Origin of the sequence: Acanthopleuribacter pedis (genome assembly GCF_017377855.1) — a bacterium.
In the GTDB taxonomy this organism is placed as follows: domain Bacteria; phylum Acidobacteriota; class Holophagae; order Acanthopleuribacterales; family Acanthopleuribacteraceae; genus Acanthopleuribacter; species Acanthopleuribacter pedis.
Genome location: NZ_JAFREP010000020.1, coordinates 27598 through 48839, shown reverse-complemented (window position 1 = coordinate 48839; position 21242 = coordinate 27598). Strand labels below are relative to the sequence as shown.

The following is a 21242-nucleotide window of genomic DNA, read 5'->3' as shown; positions in this document are numbered from 1 at the left end:
TGCGGCTTTCTTTTCTCTCAAGCGGGATTTATATTGATAAGCATCCTTGTATTTTTGAATTGATCAAACAGCCTTTGAAATTGTGAAGCAGCTGTTTTTGGGGCGTTCAGCGCGTCGTAGGTTTGAAACCGCTATTGCCTGGAGTGTGTGATGAAAGGTTCCGTAACGTGGTCGCAGTTTGGGTTGGGAATGGGTCGTGGTGTTTCCAGATTGTTTTGGCTGTTCCTTTTTTTGCTTGGGGGAAGCCCTTGGCTTCAGGCCCAGGTTGATACGACGATTGTCCAGCCCACGGGGAACCAGTTGGTCACCCTCGGCAACAGTTTAACCTTCCTCGCGGATTCCAATGTGCGGGACGGGGTAACCTTTAATTGGACCGTTTTTGTACCGGACCAGCGTTTGGGTGAAGAATTTACCGGCGCTTCGATGACCTATCAATTCTCGGAATTGGGCAACTATCGCGTGGAGGTTGCCGCCTCCAACGAAGACGGCGAGACCGATAGCACGCCCGCCTCGCTGAACGTCATGGTGATTCAAGAGGCCGATGAGATCGATACAGCGATCTCGTCTTCCACCAACTCACCGGTGCTTGAGGTGGGCCAAAGTATTTCGCTTGAGGCGAGTGCGACCGGCGGCAGTGGCGGCTACAGCTTCACCTGGAGCGCGACCGGGGCGGGTGTCAACCCAACGCAAGCCGCGGGTTCCGCCGTCTCCTTCCGTTTTACCGAGCCCGGCAGCGCCACCATTTCTTGCACCGCCCGAGATTCGGGTGGGAATGTCGACGCGACGCCCGCGGTGCTTGTGGTGACCGTCAATCCAGTGGTAGAACCCATTGAAACCAGCATCGTTTCGCCAACCACGCCTCCGACGGTACCGGCCGGGACCACGCTGAGTTTTCGCGCATCGGCAACCGGGGGCGACGGGAATTATCAATTTGACTGGACTGCGAACGGGCCGGGGGTCTCACCGGCGCAAAGCTCCGGCGCATCGGTTTCTTTTCGCTTCAACGAGCCCGGAAATTATGGGGTGGCTTGTCGGGCGTCCGATGGGTCAAATGGGGTTGATGCAACACCGGCCACCCTTGCGGTACGGGTCGAAGCTCAGCCAGACCCCATCGATACAACCATTGATGCCTCGAATGGCTCCTCGACGGTGACCCTGGGCGGTAGTCTCACCTTTCGCGCGACTGCGACGGGCGGCGACGGCGATTATGGTTTTGAATGGCAGGCCCAGGGGCCCGGCGTAACCCCGACCCAAGCTGAGGGGAGCACGGTTTCATTTACTTTTAACGAGCCCGGTACGGTTCAGATTTTGTGTGCCGCCAAAGACGGGAGTGGCGCGATTGATGAAACCCCCGCGAGTGTGACCATCCGTGTCGAGGCGCGTGTTGAAGCGATAGAGACGACCATCGACACCAGCGGCGGTGCCTTTCGTGTGACGGCCGGTGGTAGCCTGGGCATGCGGGCTTCGGCGACCGGTGGCAACGGAAATTACAGTTTCGAATGGCAGGCCGAGGGCGCGGGTGTTTCACCCACGCAAAATCAGGGAAGCAGTGTGAGCTTCACGTTTAACGAATCGGGTACGGTGCAAATTTCCTGTCGTGCGCGCGACAACGAGGGCTTGGTCGACGAGACGCCGGCGGTGGTTTCGGTGCGGGTCGATCCTGTTCAGACCGATCCCGTTAAAACGGAAATTACCGCCCCGGCCGCCGGTTCGGTCTATGAAGTCGGCGCGGCCGTGTCTTTTTCCGCCACCGCTTCTGGGGGCAATGGCGAAGGCTATACTTTTGATTGGGAACTCACCAACGGAAGCTTGCGCCAAACCTTTAGCGGTCGAACGGTCAGCGCGCGCCTTGAAATCGCCGGCACCTACACCATGCGTTGTGTGGCAACCGACAGCGCCGGGCTCCGCGACCAAGAAGGGGCGACCCTCAGTGTGACGACCCGAGGTGTGGTTGATACCGCCATTGTTGGTGAGATACCGACGGAACTTTTTGTGGGACAGTCGCTGCAACTCAGTGCGACCGCCAGTGGCGGTAGCGAACCCTACAGCTTCGAATGGAACCTGACAGAGGGTAATGCCGGTGGTGGTTCCTTCGAAGGTTCATCCGTGGTGATTCCTTTAACCGCGCCGGGCTCTTATTCTTTGGTTTGCCGTGCGACGGACAGTCAGGGGGTAGCCGACGCAACACCGGCTCAGGTGAGCTTTGTCGTAAGGGAAGAAACCAATGATACGCCGGTTGAAACCAGCCTGAACCCATCCGGCTCCTTGGAAGTGGCCTTGGGTCAAAGCCTGACCTTTGAAGCCGCGGCAAGCGGTGGCAGCGGCCAAGGGTACAGCTTCAACTGGGCGATTAGCTCCCCGGAGCGTCCCAGCGTTCGCCAAGGTGACAAAAACGAAATCCTGTTTGACATACCAGGAACCTGGCGGATTGCGGTTACGGCGATGGACAGTGAGCGACAAAGCGATACCTCGCCGGCAACGGCGCAAGTAACCGTGCTTGACAATAATACGGATGCCGTGGTCACCACCATCGAACCCGCGGGTGAATTGCGGGCCGACTTGGGCGAATCGATGAGCTTCCGGGCCTCGGCAAGCGGTGGCAGCGGCGAAGGTTACAGCTACGATTGGGAAGTGACCTCACCTTTTACCACCCGCTCCTTTAGCGGCCAGTCAATCGGCCTTGAATTTACCGCCGAGGGCGTTTGGACCATTCGCTGTGTGGCCAAGGACGGCGCGGGTACTGTCGATCCCAACGGCGCCACCGCGCGCGTGACCGTCGGGGGAACCAGCAATGAGCCGGTCGAAACAACGATTACGGCGCCGCAAGGTCCGGTATCGATTCAACCGGGAACCGCGGTGGCCTTTAGCGCGACCGCGAGCGGTGGCAGCGGCACGCCTTATCGCTTTTTCTGGGCGGTCTCCGGGCCGGGCGATTTGCCCGCGCGCGAGGCGCCCGAGGTCAGTTATACCTTCGAACGGCCGGGTGAGTATGTGGTGCGTTGTGTCGCCCAGGACAGTTCCGGGGTGCGCGATGAAACCGCGGCCGAGGTGGTGGTTCGGGTTGCGGAAGATGGCAACACGGACGCGGTGGACACCGCCATCGTTTCGCCAACCCAAACCAGGTTCAACCTGGGCGACAGCGCCCGTTTCAGCGCGACCGCCCAGGGCGGGGTTGGTGAACCCTATGATTTTTCTTGGGTCATGCTCATCAACGGCGAACCCAAAACCTTTGAAGGCGCCGACTTTGAATATACCTTCGAGGTTGCGGGTAACTATCAGGTGACCTGCGTCGCGCGCGACGGTGAGGGCAATGTTGACGCCACCCCCGCGCTGGTTCGGTTGGAAGTACAGGATGGCGACGGCAACAATGCCCCCGATACCAAAATTGTTTCACCCGAGGGGCCGGTGCGCGTGGCGCTCGGTGAATCGGTGACTTTTACCGCCGAGGCCGACGGCGGGGCCGGCGGCCCCTATGACTACACCTGGGTTTTGCAGGGGTCCGGTCTGTCCGGTAGCACCCAGGAAGGAAACCCCGTGACCTTCACCTTTACGGAGCCCGGTACCTTCACCTTGGGCGTGAGCGCGCGCGATGCGGAGGGCACCCGCGACACCAGCCCCGCGACAACGACGATTTCGGTTGAAGGCGAGGTGCCCGGCGTCGAAACCACCATTGTTCGGCCCGGCACCAACGTGACCGCGCCGGAGGGTTCGTCGGTTTTGTTTGAAGCGGCCGCCGAGGGAGGCGAGGGCCGTGGTTACACCTTCCTTTGGCGTGTCCTCGACGCCAATAACCGGACCATCGATGAACTGCGTGGGAACCCCGTTCCCGTTGATTTCCCCACCGCCGGGCGTTACGGCGTTTCCGTGGCCGCGACCGACGGCGCCGGCAATGAGGATCCCACCCCGGCCACCGCCTTGGTGACGGTCGAGCGGGGTGACACCGAGACCTTGGTCACCAAAATTGTCCAGCCACTGGAAAACCTGACGGTTCCCATCGGGGAACGGGTGGAATTGGTTGCCGAGGCCGACGGCGGGACCGGTGCGCCCTACCGTTTCGAATGGGTGATCGCCACCCCAACCGGGGTCTCTTTTGAAGATTCCGGTTCCCGCATCGGGCTGACCCTTGAAGATCCCGGCACCTATACCTTTACCTGTACCGCTTATGACAGCGAAAACAATCCCGGCCAACCCGCGGTGCGTGCGATTTCCGTGGGGCGCGGCGATACCGAGTTGGACACCCGCATCGCCGAACCCACCCAAGCGGTGGTGGAAACCCGCGTCAACGAAACGGTGACCTTCCGCGCCGAAAGCGATGGGGAAACCGGGACCAACCGCGTGTTTTTTGATTGGCGCCTGTTGGATGCGGGTGGTCGTTTGGTCGACCAATTCTCCGGCCAGGTCGTGTATGTCAGCGTCAAAGAACCCGGTAATTATGTGTTGGAGGTTGCCGCGCGCGGTGGTGACGGTTCCCGCGATGAGACGCCCGCGAGCCGCGCCCTCGTCGTGAATGACCGTGACGACACCTTTAACACCGTGATCGTGGAGCCCACCGCCGATTTTGAAACCGAGGTCGGCGCGGAACACCTGTTCGTTGCCGATGTGGAAGGCGGGAGCAGTGAGGTGCGTTTTACCTGGCTGGTCACCCGCAATGGATCGGCCAACGTGGCCGACACCTACACGGGTCGCGAAATCAGGTTGCTGTTCGATAGCGCCGGTGATTACAGCGTTTTTTGCCAAGCGACCGATGCAAACGGTCAGGTTGATACCAGCCCGGATTCCCGCCGCGTGCGCGTAATCGATCCCAACGACGGCGGCGACGCGGCCGTCGCCATTGTGGAACCCACCGCCGATGTCACCGCCGAGCCCGGCGCCTTGGTCACCTTCCGCGCCGAATCAACCGGCGAAACCGAGGTCACTCAATTCAAGTGGGCGCTTATCGAAGAAACCACCGGGGCGGTCATTCGCCGTTTTTCCGGTTCCCGCATTAGCGTGGACTTCCCGGTTCCCGGTTCGTTTCGCGTCGTCTGCGAGGGTTTTACGGAACGGGGCACCGCCACCGCGGCTGTTGCCCGCCAAGTTACCATCAGCGAGGCGGATGGTGGGCCCTTGCAGGTGCGCATTGTTTCCCCAGGTGAGGATGTGCGGGTCGAAACCGGTGCGGTGGTGACCTTTAGCGCTGAATTAACCGGCGGCGAGGGCACGATTAACTGGGAACGCCTGCAAGCCGGGGCGCAGACCAATACCCAAAGCGCAACCGGGAACACGGCTTCTTGGGCCTTCGAGCAAGCCGGTATCTACGAGGTGGTGGCGCTTGCGCTGGATGCGAACGGCACCATTCAAGACGGTGATCGCCGTCGGGTCGAGGTGACCGGTTTGGGCGTGCGCATTGTCTCACCCGCCCAACGCGAGGTTCGTTTGCGGGTTGGTGAAACCGTGACCTTCAAAGGTGAAGTGACCGCCGGCGGCTCCGTTCAGGAGCCCTATTGGTACTTCGGCGCCGATCCCGAAACACGATCCTTTGGTGATTCCTATTCGACCGCCTTTGAAACGGCCGGCACCTATCAACTGTTTTTCGAGATGCAGTCGGCCGGCGGGCAAACCGCAACCGATTTCCGTTGGATTGAAGTGGCGGGAGAGGAGCCGCTGGAAGTCGCCATCCTTTCCCCCGGCCAAGACAGCTTGTTTGCGGTTCATGAACAATTTGATTTGGTGGCCGAGATTTCCGGCGCCGGTGATGAACCGCTGGAAACCGTGTGGGTTGTCAACGGCGAAGCCTACGAAGGCGGCAGCCGTGTCGAGGACGTTTCGATTGATGTGCCAGGCAACTATACCGTCGTGTTTGAGGCGCTGCGACCGCGCGACGGCTTGATTCGCGCCGATACCATTCAGGTCAACGTTTACGATCCCGAACGCGCTTTAATCGCGGAAATCGTGGAACCCTTTACGGATTTGCAGCTCCAAGTGGGCGACTCGGTTTATTTTGAGGCCGTCACCAACGGAACCACCTTGGGTGAGGAACTGACCGAACGTTGGGAGATCGTCAACTTGGCGGACGGTTCGGTGGTGGCGAGCGGCCCGCGTCTCGGCAACAGGGCATTTGCCCAGGCCGGTTCGTTTGAGGTGCGTTTCATCGCGCAAACCGCGACCAACCAAAGCAATGTGGCCACCCGTCGCATTGACGTGGGTAATTTTGACAACACCGCCTTTTCATCCAACGATGCACCGGAGCGGGCGGCGGGTGTGAAACCCGGTCGCTACGCCGAAATCGCGCTGGACCGTTCCCACTATTTCTCGGTGACGCTCACCGGGGATACCCAAAACTTACAGGTGGACAACCAAATTGACGGCACCGCCGATGTGACCGTGTACCGCGTGGACGCCATGAACCAGCTGTTTGCGTTGCGCAGCCTGCGGGTCAGCGGCAATCGCGGCTTTACCGTGGCCGACTTGACCGCCGGCACCTATTTGATTGAATTCACCCCGGTTGCGGCCGGCAAACTCAACCTGAGTTTCGGCTTCGCCGTTACGGTTTTGACCCCGTCCCTCTATTTTGCCGACGTCAACGAAACCGACGCCGCTTCAACCAGCTTCGGGGTGGTCAACCCCGGCAACAGCAGCGCGGTGGTGGAGCTGGTCGGTTACGACGGCAGCGGCAACATCATCGCCGAGGCGACCCGTGAAATTGTCGGCAACGGCAAATTGACCGGCGACGCCAAGGCCTTTTTTGGTGACGATGCCGAGGGGGTCGCCTGGATCGTGGCCCAATCCACCAAAAACCTTCAGGGCTACAGCCGTACCGAAAGCCGCGACGGTCAAGAAGCTTATGCGACGTCCGCGGCGACCAAACTTGCATCGGAGCTGTATGTTCCGCATATCGCCCAAAAAACCAACAATTGGTACACGCGAGCCGACATCATCAACGGCGGCGCCAATGCTTCGTCGGGCAGTCAAATACAAGCCGCCGGCAACAACCAGGCCTCGTTGAATGTGGTGGACGGATTCTCCAAGGACCGTTTCCGGTTCACCGAAAAATGGGACGGTGCCTTGCCGACGGGCGCGGTTTGGGCGCGTTTGAAAGAAACCAACGAACAAATCGCCCTGGCCGGCACGGAAGTCTTTGGTCGGGTCGACGGCGTGCGTCATGTGGCCGGCTTGAGTTTGTTCGATGCCGAACGCGACAATCCCAACTTCACCTACGTCCGCCAAAACATCTACTTCACCCACATCGCCCGTGATACCGGCCAGTTCTGGACCGGCATTGCGCTGGTCAACATCGATACTGTACCCGCGAGCATGATCGTGCGCGGTTACGGGCCCGACGGCGGTTTGGTCGGCCAAAAAACCCTGACCCTCGCCGCCGAGGAGAAAATCGTCGAACTGGCGGAGCAGTTCCTGGTGGATATTGGTTCGCCCGCCAACGTGGATTGGGTTGAAATTGAAACCGACTCGGGGATTGTCGGCTACGAATTGTTCGGGACCCACGACGGCGCGCGCCTTGCCGGTTTCGAGGCGAGTACCTCGCTGAAAACCGAACTGTGTTTCCCCATCGTGGAAGCGGGCAATCGATGGCAGGGGATTTCCGTGATTAATGTCAACGATTCCGAGGTAACGCTAACCTTCACGCTCTTCAGTGCCGCGGGGGATGTCATGGCCACGCGCGCGATTACCTCGGCGGGGAAACAGAAGGTGTTGGCCACGGTACGCGATCTCTTCCAACTCGACAAGGTTCCCGCCGCGGGTGGTTGGGTCGGTTTAACCGCGACAGCGCCCGTAGCCGGCTTTGAACTCTTTGGCAACCAAGGTGGTTCGCAAATGTCGGCACTCAAAGCGCAATAATTCCGACTGGCCGTCCCTGAACGGGTTTCCCCATTGCCGGCGAGCCGCCGAGGTAACGAGGCGGCTCGGTTTCTTTAGGAGGGGGGATCGGCAAAATCCTATATTCATATGATTGTGAATCGGGGCCGGACTCGTTAAGTTTATCGGTGCCCATCAACATGCCGAAACACTGTTGCCCCTAATCGGGATAAATATTTTTTTCGCAACCTGGCTGATGGTACCAACACGTACCTGTTAGAGACACTTCAGCACACGTGAAACGTCTGTTGAATTCGTTTGTTTTTCCTTTGGGAGTTTCTGAGTCTCCCATTTTCCCTCCTCGGGAGGACCTCAACTGCTTCATCTGGGGAGGTAGAGCGGTTGAGGTCCTAATTTTCCGAGTTTGAGGTTGAAGTCACCGCGGTTGAAGCGAAAGCGCGTATCCGACGCCGATAACCACCCGCTTTAGTTTGAATCCTGTCTCTATCTACCTTGAAGTGAAAATGATAAACTGTCTTCGATAGCCCGTATAGCTCACCGGCAACTGCCTTGTGAATGGGTGCCGCGGCAGACAAACCTTTGGTTTGGAACCTTTTGTTGTGTCCGCTGCTGTTCCCTTTGAAGCGGTAACACTTTGTTGTTGACCTTCGGGTGTTGCTTGTTTCGGAGAACGAGGCAATACCGCACCTTTCATTGGACATGGCTCGGTGCGTCGTGTGCGTCGGCTATGCGATGGTGAACCTCACATCTGGGCGGCTCATTTTGGAATCGGCATTTCCCCTTTCCTCCGGGATCTTTTTACTCTCTCTGGTGATGTGTTTCTTCTTGGCGGCTTTTGTGTTTGCCTCCGTTTTTTTTCGACGGAAGGATTCGTTATCGAACCGTGTGAATATCGAGTACGTCCCGGATGAAACCACCGAATTTGCCTCCATCGGCGATGAAAGTTTGCCCGAGGACCGCAACATCCGCGAGCACACCGCCTTGGTTCGCGGTAAACGCTTGATCCTCAACGCCAAGACCAATGACGAAATTTTTCAGGAATTGCCGCCCCTGTTGGCCGAGGGTTTTGGTTTCCACTTTGTGTGGATCGATGTTTTCCAACCTTCATTGAACCGTCTCGAATTGGTGGGTCGCCATGTGTGTGACCACATTCCCTTTGAAAACGACGCGCGGCGGACCGTGTTTGTGCGGGAAATCATGAAATCGGCATCTTCCACGGTGGTGGTGGATCTCAACGAAAATGACCAGACCGTCTTCGATTTATTTCGTGAAAACGAAATTCGTTCGGTGTTGGCTTTGCCGTTGGGAACCGACGAAGAAGCCTGGGGCGTGATGACCTTTGCCGACCTCCAGGCACACGATATGACGCGGTACAGCCTTGAGAAACTTAACCTGCTGACCGATTTTTTGTCCCTTTCGCTGGAGCGGCGCCGTGATACCGAGGCCTTGCGCGAAAGCGAGGCGCGCAGCCGTTCCATCGTGAACACGGCGGCTGACGGCATTGTGACCATTCGCGAGGACGGCATCGTGACCACCGTGAACCCGGCCTTTGAAGAACTGTTTGGTTATTTCGCCGAGGAAGTGGTCGGCCACAATATTTCGCTGATCATGCCCGAGCCGTTTCGCGGCAAACACAATCACTTCTTAGAACATTATCTCGAAACCGGTGAGCGCAAAATGATCGGCACCACCACCGAGGTCGAGGGCCGCCGCCGGGATGGTAGCTTGATTCCCATTGAGATCACCGTCAGCGAGTTAATGTTGGGTTATTCGCGATTGTTCACCGCCATCATTCGCGATGTTTCGGCGCGAAAGGAAGCCGAAAAGGCCCTGGAAGAGGCCAAGAACCAAGCCGTCTCCGCGACCAAAGCGAAAAGCCAATTCCTCGCCAACATGAGCCACGAAATTCGCACCCCGATGAACGGGATTCTCGGCATGTCCGGCCTTTTGGTTGACACCGAGTTGGGACCTGAACAACGGGAGTATGTGGAGGCGATCCAAAGCTCCGGTGAAATGCTGCTTTCCATCATCAACGACATTCTCGATTTCTCCAAGGTCGAGGCCGGCAAAATGGAACTGGAGTCGATTGCTTTTGGACCCCGGCCCGTGATCGAGGAAGTTGCCGACATGCTGGCCGTGCGCATTCAGGACAAAGGCTTGGAATTAATCGTTCAAGCCGACCCCAGTTTACCGGAACGGATTGAAGGGGATCCCGTCCGTTTGCGTCAGGTCCTGATGAACCTGGTGAACAATGCCGCCAAATTTACCGAACGCGGTCATGTGGTGCTCAAGGTGTCCGTGCTGGACCGCGATTTTGATCGGGTGACGGTCCGGTTTGAGGTGATTGACACCGGTATCGGCATTGCCCCCGACCGCATGAACCGCCTCTTCAAACCCTTTTCCCAGGTAGACGCCTCGACCACCCGCATGTTCGGCGGAACCGGGTTGGGTCTGGCCATTAGCGCCTACTTGGTTGAGCTGATGGGGGGTGTGTTGGCGGTGGACAGCGAAATAGGTAAAGGCTCCAATTTCCACTTCGATGTGGGGTTTAAAGAACTGGAGTCGGCGGTGTTGCCGGATGAAAAACCGCTGGAAGGAAAGCAGTTTTTGCTCCAATCCGGCAGTCCGCAAATTTTGGCTTCGCTGCGTTCCGACCTTGCCCATTTCGGCGTCACCTGTATCAGCGTCGCCGCGGTAAAAGATGTGAATCGCCGTCTCTTGGAAGCCAAAAGTGCCGGTGACAGGGTTGATTTGGTCACGCTCTCTTTCGAAGACGAATCCGAGGCGCTTGATCTTGGCGCCGTCCTACAAGCCAATCCCTTCGGTGAGGAACTGCCCTTTTTGGTGCTCGCCGGTTACCGAGCGCGTCCCCGCGTGGAGAAACTTTTGGGCGAACGCTGTCCGCCCTGCCTGGTGAAACCGGTGAAACGTCGCCATCTGGAAGAGACACTTTTTAACCTGCTGGGCATCAACGACGGTCCTCAAGCCGGCGAGCAGGAGAAGCGGGCGGTTTCTACCGAGGGGGGGCCTTGGCGTGGGCGTTTGGTCCTGCTGGTCGAAGACAATGTGGTCAACCAGAAAGTCGCCCAGCGCTTGTTGCAGAAATGGGGGATGCGTTGTCTGGTGGCGCAAAACGGGCAAGAGGCGGTTTCTCTTTTTCAAAACGCCGACGAGAAACCCGAGTTGGTGCTGATGGATTGCCAAATGCCGGTGATGGACGGCTATGCCGCGACCGCCGCCATTCGCGGCATGGAGGAGGAACGTACCCCAATCCTTGCAATGACCGCGGAAGTTTTGGGGGACGCGCGACAGCGCTGTCTCGATGCCGGGATGGATGATTACCTGAGTAAACCCATTCAACCCAATGTGTTGTTCGAGAAAATTGTGCGGTACCTCGTCTGATGTGTGGGCGCTTCGGCTTGTACCTACCCGCGCAAACCATCGCGAGTTTTTTTCTGATTCTCAACGAACCGGATCATCCGCCGCGTTACAACATCGCACCGACCCAACCCGTTTTGGCCGTGTTTCAGAGCCCCGCGGGACGACGTGGGGTGCCCATGCGTTGGGGGCTGATTCCCCATTGGGCGAGAGACATCAAAATCGGCGCCAAACTCGCCAACGCCCGATCCGAAACCCTCCATGAAAAACCTTCGTTTCGCACCGCCTTTAACCGACGTCGTTGCCTGATTCCCGCCGACGGGTTCTATGAATGGGTTGCGGTGAAAGGACGCAAGCAGCCCTACTTCATCCGCCGTCGCGACGGTAACCCCTTGGCTTTTGCCGGGCTGTGGGAAGTTTGGGTGGCAGCGGATCAAAGCGAACTGGTCAGTTGTACCATTGTGACCACCGCCGCCAATCGCGAAATGACCCCGGTCCATCACCGCATGCCCGTTATTTTGGAACCCGGGCAGTTTGATCGTTGGCTCGATCCCGACAACCAGAACCCGCGAAGCCTTTGCGATTTGATGCGGCCGATGCGCGACGGGGGCCTTGTCTTGCAGGCCGTTGACGACTATGTGAACCGCACCGGCAACGAGGGGCCCCGTTGTATTGAACCCGCGGCGACCTTCCCAACGCCAAGTTCCCCGCCGGAGCCGCCCGCGCAAATGAACCTGTTCGAGGATTGAAGGGCGAGGCGCTTGTTACAAAATAGGCAAACACAAAAGCGCCGGTACGGGGCGCTTGTTACCAAATAGGGAAATAAGAAGAAAAAAAGCGCCGTTTCAGGGCGCTTGTTACCAAATAGGGAAACCAGAAGAAAAAAAGCGCCGTTTCGGCGCGCTTTTAAAGGTCTGGGAAATGGGGCGCGGGCGCGATTCAGCGCGCCCGCGCCGGAGCTTATTCCCATTCAATGGTGCCGGGTGGTTTTGAGGTAATGTCGAACACCACGCGGTTAATCCCTTTTACCTCGTTCACGATGCGGCTGCTGACCTCGCCCAGGAAATCGTAGGGGAGACGCGACCAATCGGCTGTCATGAAGTCGGTGGTTGAAACCGAACGAATCGCGCAGACCTGTTCATAGGTGCGCTCATCGCCCATGATGCCGACGGTGCGAACCGGTAACAGCACGGCAAAGGCTTGGCTAACCTCGTTGTAAAGGCCCCACTGGTGCAGCATATCGATGAAAATGGCGTCGGCTTCTTGGAGGACGGCCACGCCTTCACGGGTGATCTCGCCGAGGATGCGCACCGCTAGGCCGGGTCCGGGGAAGGGATGACGCTCGACCATGACCTCGGGCAAGCCGAGCAGGCGGCCGACCTGACGGACCTCGTCTTTGAACAAATCGCGCAGGGGCTCCAGCAGTTTGAGGTGCATTTTCTCGGGCAAGCCGCCGACGTTGTGGTGGCTTTTGATCGTTTGGGCCGGGCCGACCGCCACCGCGGATTCGATGACGTCGGGGTACAGGGTACCTTGGGCCAGATAAGTCACGTTGTTCAGTTTCTTGGATTCACTTTCAAAGACCTCAACAAAGGTGCGCCCGATGATTTTGCGTTTTTGCTCCGGGTCGTCGACACCGGCCAAGCGACCGAGGAAGAGGTCCGAGGCGTCGACCGGGATTAAATGAATCCCGAACTGGTCCTTAAAGGTGTGAACCACTTGTTTGCGTTCGTCCTTGCGCATCATGCCGTGATCGACAAAAACGCAGGTCAACTGATCGCCGATTGCCTTGTGAATCAGGGCCGCTGCAACCGAGGAATCCACGCCGCCGCTTAAACCCAAAAGCACGTGGTCGTCGCCGACTTGCTCGCGGATTTCCTCAACCGCGGCTTCGATGTAATCCTTCATCAGCCAGTCTTGAGCACAACCGCATATGTCGGTGACGAAGTTTTTGATCAGGGTCAGCCCGTTTTCGGAGTGGGAAACTTCCGGGTGGAACTGGATCCCGTACAGGGGCCGCTGGTTGTGGGCCATGGCCGTGATCGGCGCGTTTTCGCTGGTGCCGAGGATGTGGAAATCGGCGGGGGCTTTGTCGAGCCGGTCGCCGTGGCTCATCCAAACCCGCGTTTTGGCCTCGAAACCCTTGAACAGGGGGCTGTTGTGGTGGTCGAGTTGGAGATTGGCCGGGCCGTATTCGCGATCATCGGCTGAAACAACCTCGCCGTTAAAATCACGGCACATCAACTGAAGCCCGTAGCAAATGCCCAAAATGGGTTTGTCGATTTCCCAGAACTTTTGATCCAAGGCCGGTGCGCCCTTATCGAAAACACTGCGGGGACCGCCGGAAAGGATCACCCCTTTAATGGACGGGTCGGCCAAATCGGCGGGATCGGTGTTGTAGGGAAGGATTTCACTGTAAATAGAGAGTTCGCGGATGCGCCGCGCGATGAGTTTGGTGTACTGAGAGCCGAAATCCAAAATGGCGATTTTGTTTTGGGTTTCCATGAATCCTTCCTTAGCCCGAGGCGAATATAAACGGGTCGTGACGCTTCCTGAGCAGCGTCTTGAGACGCGTTAAAATCAGCCATTATATCGATTGCCGGAGCGGAGTCCAAGCAAAGCTGTCATGTGGGATGTCGTGGTGACTGTGTCGTGGATTTGGGCCGGCCCGCTCACTCCTTCGATCTTGGTGCCTTGCGCAAGGTGTTTGTGTTTTTGGCTTTTTCGATAAAACCGTCGATGACACGGGTCATGTCGGGTGGCGGGTTTTTGAGTTTCTTGCTCAGCTTTTTGGCTTTTTTGAATTGCTTGAGCGCGGCCGGTCCGTCGGCAAATAGGGTGAGATGGAAATTGCCCGCGTTGGTGTGCCGCGTTATTCGCGCCATGTCACTACCGCCTTTTTCTTCCGCGTAGGCGGCTACGAAGCTGTCGTCTCGGGGCGTAACCCCGCGCAAACGCAGGTAGTCGAGATAGTCGATAAAAGGCGCCGGGGATTCCGGCTGACGGTCGAGTACGCCGCGCACCAGTTTTTCGTAATCGTCCCAGCGCTTTTGCTTGCGCAGGGTGTCCAGGCCGATGGCCCACAATAGGGTGTGGTTGGGGGCCAGTTTGAGGCCGTTTTCAACCGCGGTGAGGGTGCTCTCGTAATTCTCAAGATAGAAAAAGGAACGTGCCGCGCCGGAATAACCCGCGATTTTTTGTTCCGGGGTGGCGGCGTTGGTGAACAACTGGTTGGCAATCGACAGCGCCTGTTTGAATTCTTTTTGGTGGAGCAGGTGGTTGAGGAGTGCCTCCAGCACCTTGGGGTTGTTGGGATTGAGGTGATAAGCCCGGCGCAGGAGTTCGTCGATGGTGTCGGTTTTTTGTTTGCGCTCACCGCGAACCAGGGCGGTGAACACCAGGCTGTTTGGTGTATAAATCTTTTGCTCGTAAGCGTTTTCGTAAATCGCGTAGGTTTGCTCGGGCGTGAAGGTAAAGGGCGGCTTGAGCAAAAAGCGCCGGCCCTGGTGGTGGTAATAGGCGGCGGCGAATTCGAGGTGCAAGTTTTTGGGGTACTTGGCACGGGCGCGCTGGAGGAGGCGGCCCAACTCCTCCTCGACGGGTTGTTCGCCACTGTTGGGAACGATGGTGTCGGTATTGAGGCGCATGCTGTAAATCGACTCGCCGGGAAGCAGGTTTTTGGTGAAGAAAAGCGACCAAGTGAGTTGTTTCGAGTGGAAATCAATCACGAAGCAGGTAAAAGCACGAATCAGCGAGGGGTCTTCCAATTTGCGAGCTTCCTCGGCGAGCGCGCGGGCAATGTCCAAATAACGCCGGTTTTTGGCAGCCTCCTGCAGGGTTGGGGCGAGCTCGGGCGGGAGGTGGAGGTAGTCGATGGTGGGCAAGCGGGGTTTGGCGGGTTGTGGGTTCTGTTGGGGAAAAAGCAATGCATTGAGTAAAAAGGAAAAAATACATAGCAGAAGGTATGAGGGGCGTTTTGGGGTGGTACTCATGTGCAAAGTCAAATCCTTTAATAGCGCGAGTGGCATTATTCTCAGTAGTATATCGCATGCCGAGTTGGTGGGTGTATTAAATACGTGGGGGGTTGATTAGGGTTTCGGTGCGGAACGAATCTGTGAGCAAGGTCGCTGGAATCGAGATGGGCGCTTGACACTGCCAAAAATCAGTAATATATTCAATGAATAAATGATTAACGGAGTCTCGAGATGAAACACAAACAAGGATTTTCATTGGTCGAGGTGATGATTGTTGTCGCCATCATCGGGATCCTGACCGCGATCAGCTTGCCTCTTTACAACCGCTATGTGGCGCGCTCCTACCGCTCGGAAATGTTGCCCTGTGCGTCCGCGATGGTTACCGAAATTGAAAACTTCCGCAACTTGCGTTCAACGCGCCTCTACCCGGCCGCTTTAGACGAATTGGACCGTACTGCTTTTTGCTCACCGCGTTACGAAGTGTCCTACTTTACCAATAACGACCGCACCCAGTACATTCTTGTTTATCAAGATACCGTGGAAGCCATTTATCGGGAAAACTTTGTCCGCGATACTTGGTATGCAACCGATCAGACCTTGGGCATTATCCAGCTTCACGACGGTGTTTCCGACACGAGGGACGTGAACACCTTGCCCGCGGGATACACGATCAACGGCTTCTAACACGCTGTTCGCTAACTTAGCTTGCCTCGCGGTTTTCGCGAGAAATGAGACGAGAACCCGGCTATATGCCGGGTTTTTTTGTGTCCGGTCGGCTCTTTTGGTTTGTTCACGGTTTTTTTTCGTCCTTGTGGGGCTTTGGTTGTTGTTGGTTGAGGGTTTAACCTAAGAAACGCGATAACTCGCGGTGTTTTTCGCTAAACCTCTGGGCTACAACGGCCTGTGAAAATGCTCCCCGCACCCAGTGGGTGCGTGTCGTGCGCGACCCCGGTCCGCTTTTTTCAAGCCATTTCGCTCCAGATCTTTAGCTAAAATCCCTCGCTCTTATGGCGCTTCTTAGGTTAAAACCCAGTCCCTTCAGGACTGGGGGAGAGGTGATCGGGGCGTCCTAGGGTTGCAGTCGCTTCGCTCCTTTACCCCAGGCTGTCATAGATAGTCCTTTCAGGACAGCTTGAGGTGGCTCGCCTTCGGCTCACGTTTAAATTAATGGTGGACCCCGCATGGCGGTGTGCGTGTACTTTCAGCACACGCCGGAAAACGCCCCGTGAGGCGTTGGCACACGCCGGAACCCGCCCCACCCCACCCCGCGAGGCGTTAGCACGTGCCGGAAAACGCTTTCTAGCTATGGATGCGCGGCGAAACAGGCGTAGTCAGGCAGGATGGGTACTGGGGTGGGGCCGGTCTCGCTTTGGGGATGATTGTCGGCTAACCCGCATTTTTTACAAGAATTTGTCCCGAGAAATTGAAAGCCTTGTGATGAGTACGAAGATTAAGACCAAGTGCAAACGGAGCGGGGCCGATCATTCGGCGTAACAGCGCGACGTCGCTTAATTCTCGACTGAGTAAAGCCGATGGCCGTCTCGCGCGAGGCCGCCCTCGCGTCATCGCGGGGTTGCCCTTAGCAGAACGCCTTGTGAGAAATGCGGGGTAAGGCATTGGGCGCCATTGGACAAGGATGATGGGCTTATTTTGGTGGGTTTTTAAGATTACACCATTTATTTTTTTATATTTATAGTAGTAATTATTTTGTGTCACTTTGTGATGGTGGTGATAGGCCATGGGTGTGATTTATTTGTGTTGATTGATGGAGAAACAGTGGTTCTTCCAGTGTTCGCTATAGATGAAAGTGTCTTTGAAAAATATGGTTTTGGTTTTTGGAAAAAGAAAACCCCCGCGGCATAACCGGCGGGGGTTTTTGGTTTGTTTCGTTACAGGTTTTTGGTGATTATTGGATTGTAATTTGTGACATCATGGTGTCTTCCCATCCAAGAACACCGAAAACCGTTGCACCTGTCATGCTCTGAGTGGGTGCCGGTTTGGGTTCGTCAGGGTTGAAAACCGTGTGGTTTTCCGCGCCGCCGCCACCCGTGGTTTGATCGGTCTGGTTGACGTGTACTTCAACACTGCCGTTGTGAACAATAATGGCACCAACGACCGGGGCCGCCAGATCATCGATCTCTTCCACCAAGGCATCGTCGGCGCCCAGCGCGGGGGCGTTGAAGTTGAGCAGGTTGCCGGGATCGGTGCGGTCGAAATCACACAGGCTGTAGGTATCGCCGGTTGCGGTGCCGACAATCAAACGGTTGCCTACCAGAGCCGGACGACCAAACACCTTGTGATTGGTGGGCAGGGGGTTGAAACCGGTTTCCGTGAACCCACCGTTGGTGATGTCGAAGGTGTAACGGTAGACATTGTTGACAAAGTCGCCGCCGCCGTACTCGTCCTCATCGTAAAGGAAGGGTGAGTCACTGCTTGCGATGTACATCTCGATCATGCTGCCGTTGGCGCGGGTGTTGGGCGTGTGGAAGAAACGGGCGTTGGCTACGCGAACCGAGGTCAGCGGGGTGCCGTCGCCGCGGGTGCCTCTTACCCAGAGCAAACCCTCGGAGGTGGCGCCGACCATATGGTCGATGAAACCGTTGTCGTCGGTGTCCAGGAATGCGGGGGAACCCAGCATGACGAAGTCGCCGCCGGCGTTGCCCACCGTGCTGGAAACACCCAAGTCGGCACCGGTCACCGCGTTAACCAAACGGAAGCTGGGGGCTTGGCCGGTTACCGGGGTGGCGCCGGAGGAGTAAGCGACAGCCCAAACTTGGGTATCGTCGTCAAGTTCCACCCAACCGATACTGGGGATCATGACGATGTCCTGCATGTTGGGTTCGCGACGGTGCCACAGAGGAATGGGTTCGGAATCGGGATTGGTGACATCCAGCGCCGTGACCACGTTACCCGTCAAATCGGTGCCGGACATGTCCTCTTGGCCTGCTTTGAAGCCTTGGACAATGATGGCGATGCGGCGCCAGTCGGTACCGTCGTAAACGATGCGGCTGTGGATGGTGGCGTCGACCTTGGCTGTCACGGAGCGGTTGCCCACGTAATTGTGCTTAAGGTCGTCGAGCAGGTGTCCTGGCAGAAACGACCACAACTCGGCACCGGTTCCGTAGTCGTCGCCCGCGAAGTGACCGTCGGCGGGCGCGTGGTTGGGATCGCTTAAGACCGGACGCCATGCACCGGCGTCAATGCAGTGAACCAAACCACTCTCGGAGCCAATCAACAGACGGGTGCGTTCACCGCTTTGCTCGGAAGAGGTCATGAATTCGAAGTAGCTGCGTTTCAGGGAAGCGGGAACCGCGTTGCCGTTGATCCAGGCGGGAATGCCGGGCGCGCGAACCACATCGACCGCGCCGCGGTTAAGACCGCCGAGAATCCAGTCGCGGGTTGGGCCGTCGTCGATCAGGTTGCCGGCGGTTACCGTGGCGTTGGCGTAACCGTGCAACCAGTTTTGTAGCCACAAGGCCGCGGATTGGTGGTCGGGATCGTCCGCCGCGGGGTCGTGGAAGTTGTACAGCCATTCTCCGCTAGATTGGACGTCGATGAATTGGTAAGCACTTACCACCTCGGCATCGGTGCGGTCGCGTTCCAGTTGGTAGCGGGTCAGGTTGGTGGCGTATTCCGCTGAAGGATTAGAAGGGATGGCCGTGTAGATGACGCGTTCGCTACCGCCCAAGTTTTGCAGCATGGTGACGCCCGCATCCCAGTGGATGTAGGGGTCGGTCGGTTGCGATTCGGGGGTGGTTTCCGGGTTGATGGTGTTGGGAAGCGCGGTCGGGGTGGGACCGTGTTCGAACCACTGTTGCCCGTACAAGTGACCGCGGTTGCGGCGGTTGTCTTCCCAGGAGAACGCGGGCGTTTCAACCGAGGGGATGTAACGCATGTTGGAACTGGGGATAACAGCCGCGTTGTAGAAGAAGTCGTGGGTCAGGGTTTGGTAACCGACAATGGCGTCTTCAACCACGGGTGAGAACAAGTCGACGTTGTTGGTCGCCATTTCCACTTTCCAGTAGACTTGGGTCGCGGGAACCTGAATTTGCAGGGTCAAGGTGCGGCGTACCGAACCGCCGGTTTCGACCGTTTCACCGCCGAACACGGGTTGGAACAGGTCGACTTCCCGGGTGTGCTCAAGGCCTTCCGTGTTGCTACCGAGCAGGGGAATCCACTCGTCGCTGCTCGCCAGGCGGTAGTAGTAGTTGATGTAACGGCCTTCGATGCCCCAGTTACCATCGGTGAAGTTGTCGGTGAAATCGAAGCTGACTTGGGTGATGGTGAAATCGTCAAAAAGTTCGGTCGCGTCCTCGGCGACGTTGCCGGACTGCAGAACACCGCCCGCGGCCCGTTTGACGTAAAACACAACGTCTTCATAGTCGCGGTCACCACCGCTGTACAAATCTTCCCAGCCCAGGAGCCACGCATCGCGCGAGCTTTCCGGGGCACCGACCATCAAGTGGACCATGCGGCCGTTGATGGCGCGAATGATCGAGCTGTCGTTTTCGGCGTCCATGTCGATAGTGTAACGGCCGTTGATGATGTTGTTGGCGTCGACGGAGGTACCGCTGAACCAGTCGCGCAGGGCGCGGTACTGGAGGATACGGCGGTCGGGTTGCCAGTTGTTGTACATGTCGACCCAGGCTTGGTTGTCGGTGTTGTGGGCTACCGGAGCGCTGCCGTCGGTTGGTGCGGTGGCGATATCGGTCCAGTTTGTGCCGGCACCGAACACCGCGCGTGTCAGTCTGTTGTGATCGCCCATGTCTTGAAAGTTGGGGTACCAGTTGTCGCGGCCGGAGCCGCCGAAGTTATCGCCGCTGGTGTTACCGGAACGGTCGGCGTTGCCGGGATCGTAGGGATCGGGGTTAAACGCCGATTTGGAGTAGTAGGTATTGACGTTGTCTTCGTTGGTGTTGTACCCGCCGTTGTAGAAAACGACCAGGAAAAACACCAGTTCACGAGCGCCGGAAATATTACTTTCGTACCAGCGGAAACGCCAGTATTCGTGGCCGTTGGGCGCGGTACGGGCGGTGCCGTCGCTGTTCTTAAGGGCGTCGGGGATGTTGGGCGAGTTGATGTCACTGGTACCGTACAGCAGGTAATCGATGAAGGAGTTGGTGGAGGCGTAACGGTCCTGGTAGGTGTTGTAATCGTAGGGCAGGTAGTTTTGGTACTGCCAGGTGGTACCGCGGTCATCATCATCGTCGGCTAAGTAGAAGATCGTTTCGCCGATCCAGTGCAGGTTGGTGCCGGAGCCGCCGGTTGGGGTACCGGAGTAATCGAAGTGGCCCAGGAAACCGGGGTGGGCGCGGCCGTCGAGGCCGGTCCCGTTGAAGTCGCGCTGAACGACGTAAGGGGGGATGTTGCCCTCGTTGTTAACCACGTCGCGGGCTTCGAGCATATCGGGCACGCCAACCGCGCCTTCGTTGTCAACATACAGGTAGGCGCCGGGGTGTTCGAACATGCCGTTGTAGCTACCGGGTTCGGTGCGGACGCTGTTGGGTACGAATTGCCAGTAGTCGCCGGGGTGTTCGCCCGCGGCGGCGGCGACGTCGCCATTACGGAAGAGTTCGACGGGTGAGGAGCGTGCGACACCGGAGGGTCGGGTATCGTCCGTGTCGGGGATGCCGTCGTTGTCGTCGTCGGTATCGTCGATGTTGGCGAGGCCGTCGCCGTCGAGATCGTCGTTGGGACCGGTTTCGTAGAAGTCGGGAATGCCGTCTTTATCGGTGTCGATGTCCATGAAAAAGAACCCGAACAGGTGGTTTGCACCGGCACCCTCGGCCAAGTAGTCAACATAAAAGGGTTGGTCGAGGCCGAGCAGCAGGTTTTCCGTGTCGAGGGGTTGGTCGGAGTCGAGGCGAATGCTGTCGCCTACCAAAATGCCGCCGTCGGCGCGGTCGAAGTCGTCATCGACGAAACCGTCGTTGTTGTAAACCTTGGTGACTTCGTTACAAGCGTCGTTGTTGACCTGTGCCAAGGCGGTGAAAGAGAACAGCAAGGCGCAAAGCATAATCAGCCTTGGAAACAGGGTGTTCTTAAAAATCAAAACGTCCTCTCTTCTTATCAGTA

At 57.5% G+C, this 21242-nt stretch carries 7 protein-coding genes; 4 read left to right on the top strand and 3 right to left on the bottom strand.

The genetic code is table 11. The annotated features are described in order from the left end of the window. Positions 1–150: 150 nt before the first annotated feature. The 3 genes from J3U88_RS20485 (at position 151) to J3U88_RS20475 (ending at position 11942) form a co-directional block, all read left to right on the top strand. A complete protein-coding gene (locus tag J3U88_RS20485) occupies positions 151–7836 on the top strand; it encodes a PKD domain-containing protein (RefSeq protein ID WP_207860840.1) in 7686 nt (2561 codons plus the stop codon). A gap of 864 nt (positions 7837–8700) precedes the next feature. Further along, a complete protein-coding gene (locus J3U88_RS20480; RefSeq protein ID WP_207860839.1) occupies positions 8701–11217 on the top strand; it encodes a PAS domain S-box protein in 2517 nt (838 codons plus the stop codon). Beyond that, positions 11217–11942, top strand: coding sequence for an SOS response-associated peptidase (locus tag J3U88_RS20475; RefSeq protein ID WP_279382588.1), 726 nt, complete (start codon positions 11217–11219; stop codon positions 11940–11942). The genes J3U88_RS20480 and J3U88_RS20475 overlap by 1 nt, the downstream gene beginning before the upstream one ends. Positions 11943–12153: 211 nt before the next feature. Here the strand turns inward: J3U88_RS20475 and guaA are convergent, their stop codons facing one another. Both guaA and J3U88_RS20465 read right to left on the bottom strand, forming a co-directional pair. Beyond that, positions 12154–13698, bottom strand: a complete 1545-nt coding sequence (gene guaA, locus J3U88_RS20470; RefSeq protein WP_207860837.1) for a glutamine-hydrolyzing GMP synthase — start codon at positions 13696–13698, stop codon at positions 12154–12156. Between the two features lie 167 nt (positions 13699–13865). Next, positions 13866–15185: a tetratricopeptide repeat protein gene (locus tag J3U88_RS20465; protein ID WP_207860836.1), complete on the bottom strand. Its 1320-nt coding sequence runs from the start codon at positions 15183–15185 to the stop codon at positions 13866–13868. Positions 15186–15398: 213 nt separating this feature from the next. On the opposite strand from J3U88_RS20465, the gene J3U88_RS34715 reads away from it, so the two are divergent. Further along, positions 15399–15851, top strand: a complete 453-nt coding sequence (locus tag J3U88_RS34715) for a type IV pilin protein (RefSeq protein ID WP_207860835.1) — start codon at positions 15399–15401, stop codon at positions 15849–15851. 1222 nt (positions 15852–17073) lie between these two features. Here the strand turns inward: J3U88_RS34715 and J3U88_RS20455 are convergent. After that, on the bottom strand, positions 17074–21219 hold the full coding sequence (locus tag J3U88_RS20455) for a DUF4114 domain-containing protein (protein WP_207860834.1): 4146 nt from the start codon (positions 21217–21219) through the stop codon (positions 17074–17076). Positions 21220–21242: the final 23 nt, after the last annotated feature.

Excerpts from the sequence above, each read along its gene's own strand:
- guaA (WP_207860837.1), bottom strand. The coding sequence starts at position 13,698 with ATGGAAACCCAAAACAAAATCGCCATTTTGGATTTCGGCTCTCAGTAC.
- J3U88_RS20475 (WP_279382588.1), top strand. The coding sequence starts at position 11,217 with ATGTGTGGGCGCTTCGGCTTGTACCTACCCGCGCAAACCATCGCGAGT.
- J3U88_RS20465 (WP_207860836.1), bottom strand. The coding sequence starts at position 15,185 with ATGAGTACCACCCCAAAACGCCCCTCATACCTTCTGCTATGTATTTTT.
- J3U88_RS34715 (WP_207860835.1), top strand. The coding sequence starts at position 15,399 with ATGAAACACAAACAAGGATTTTCATTGGTCGAGGTGATGATTGTTGTC.
- J3U88_RS20485 (WP_207860840.1), top strand. The coding sequence starts at position 151 with ATGAAAGGTTCCGTAACGTGGTCGCAGTTTGGGTTGGGAATGGGTCGT.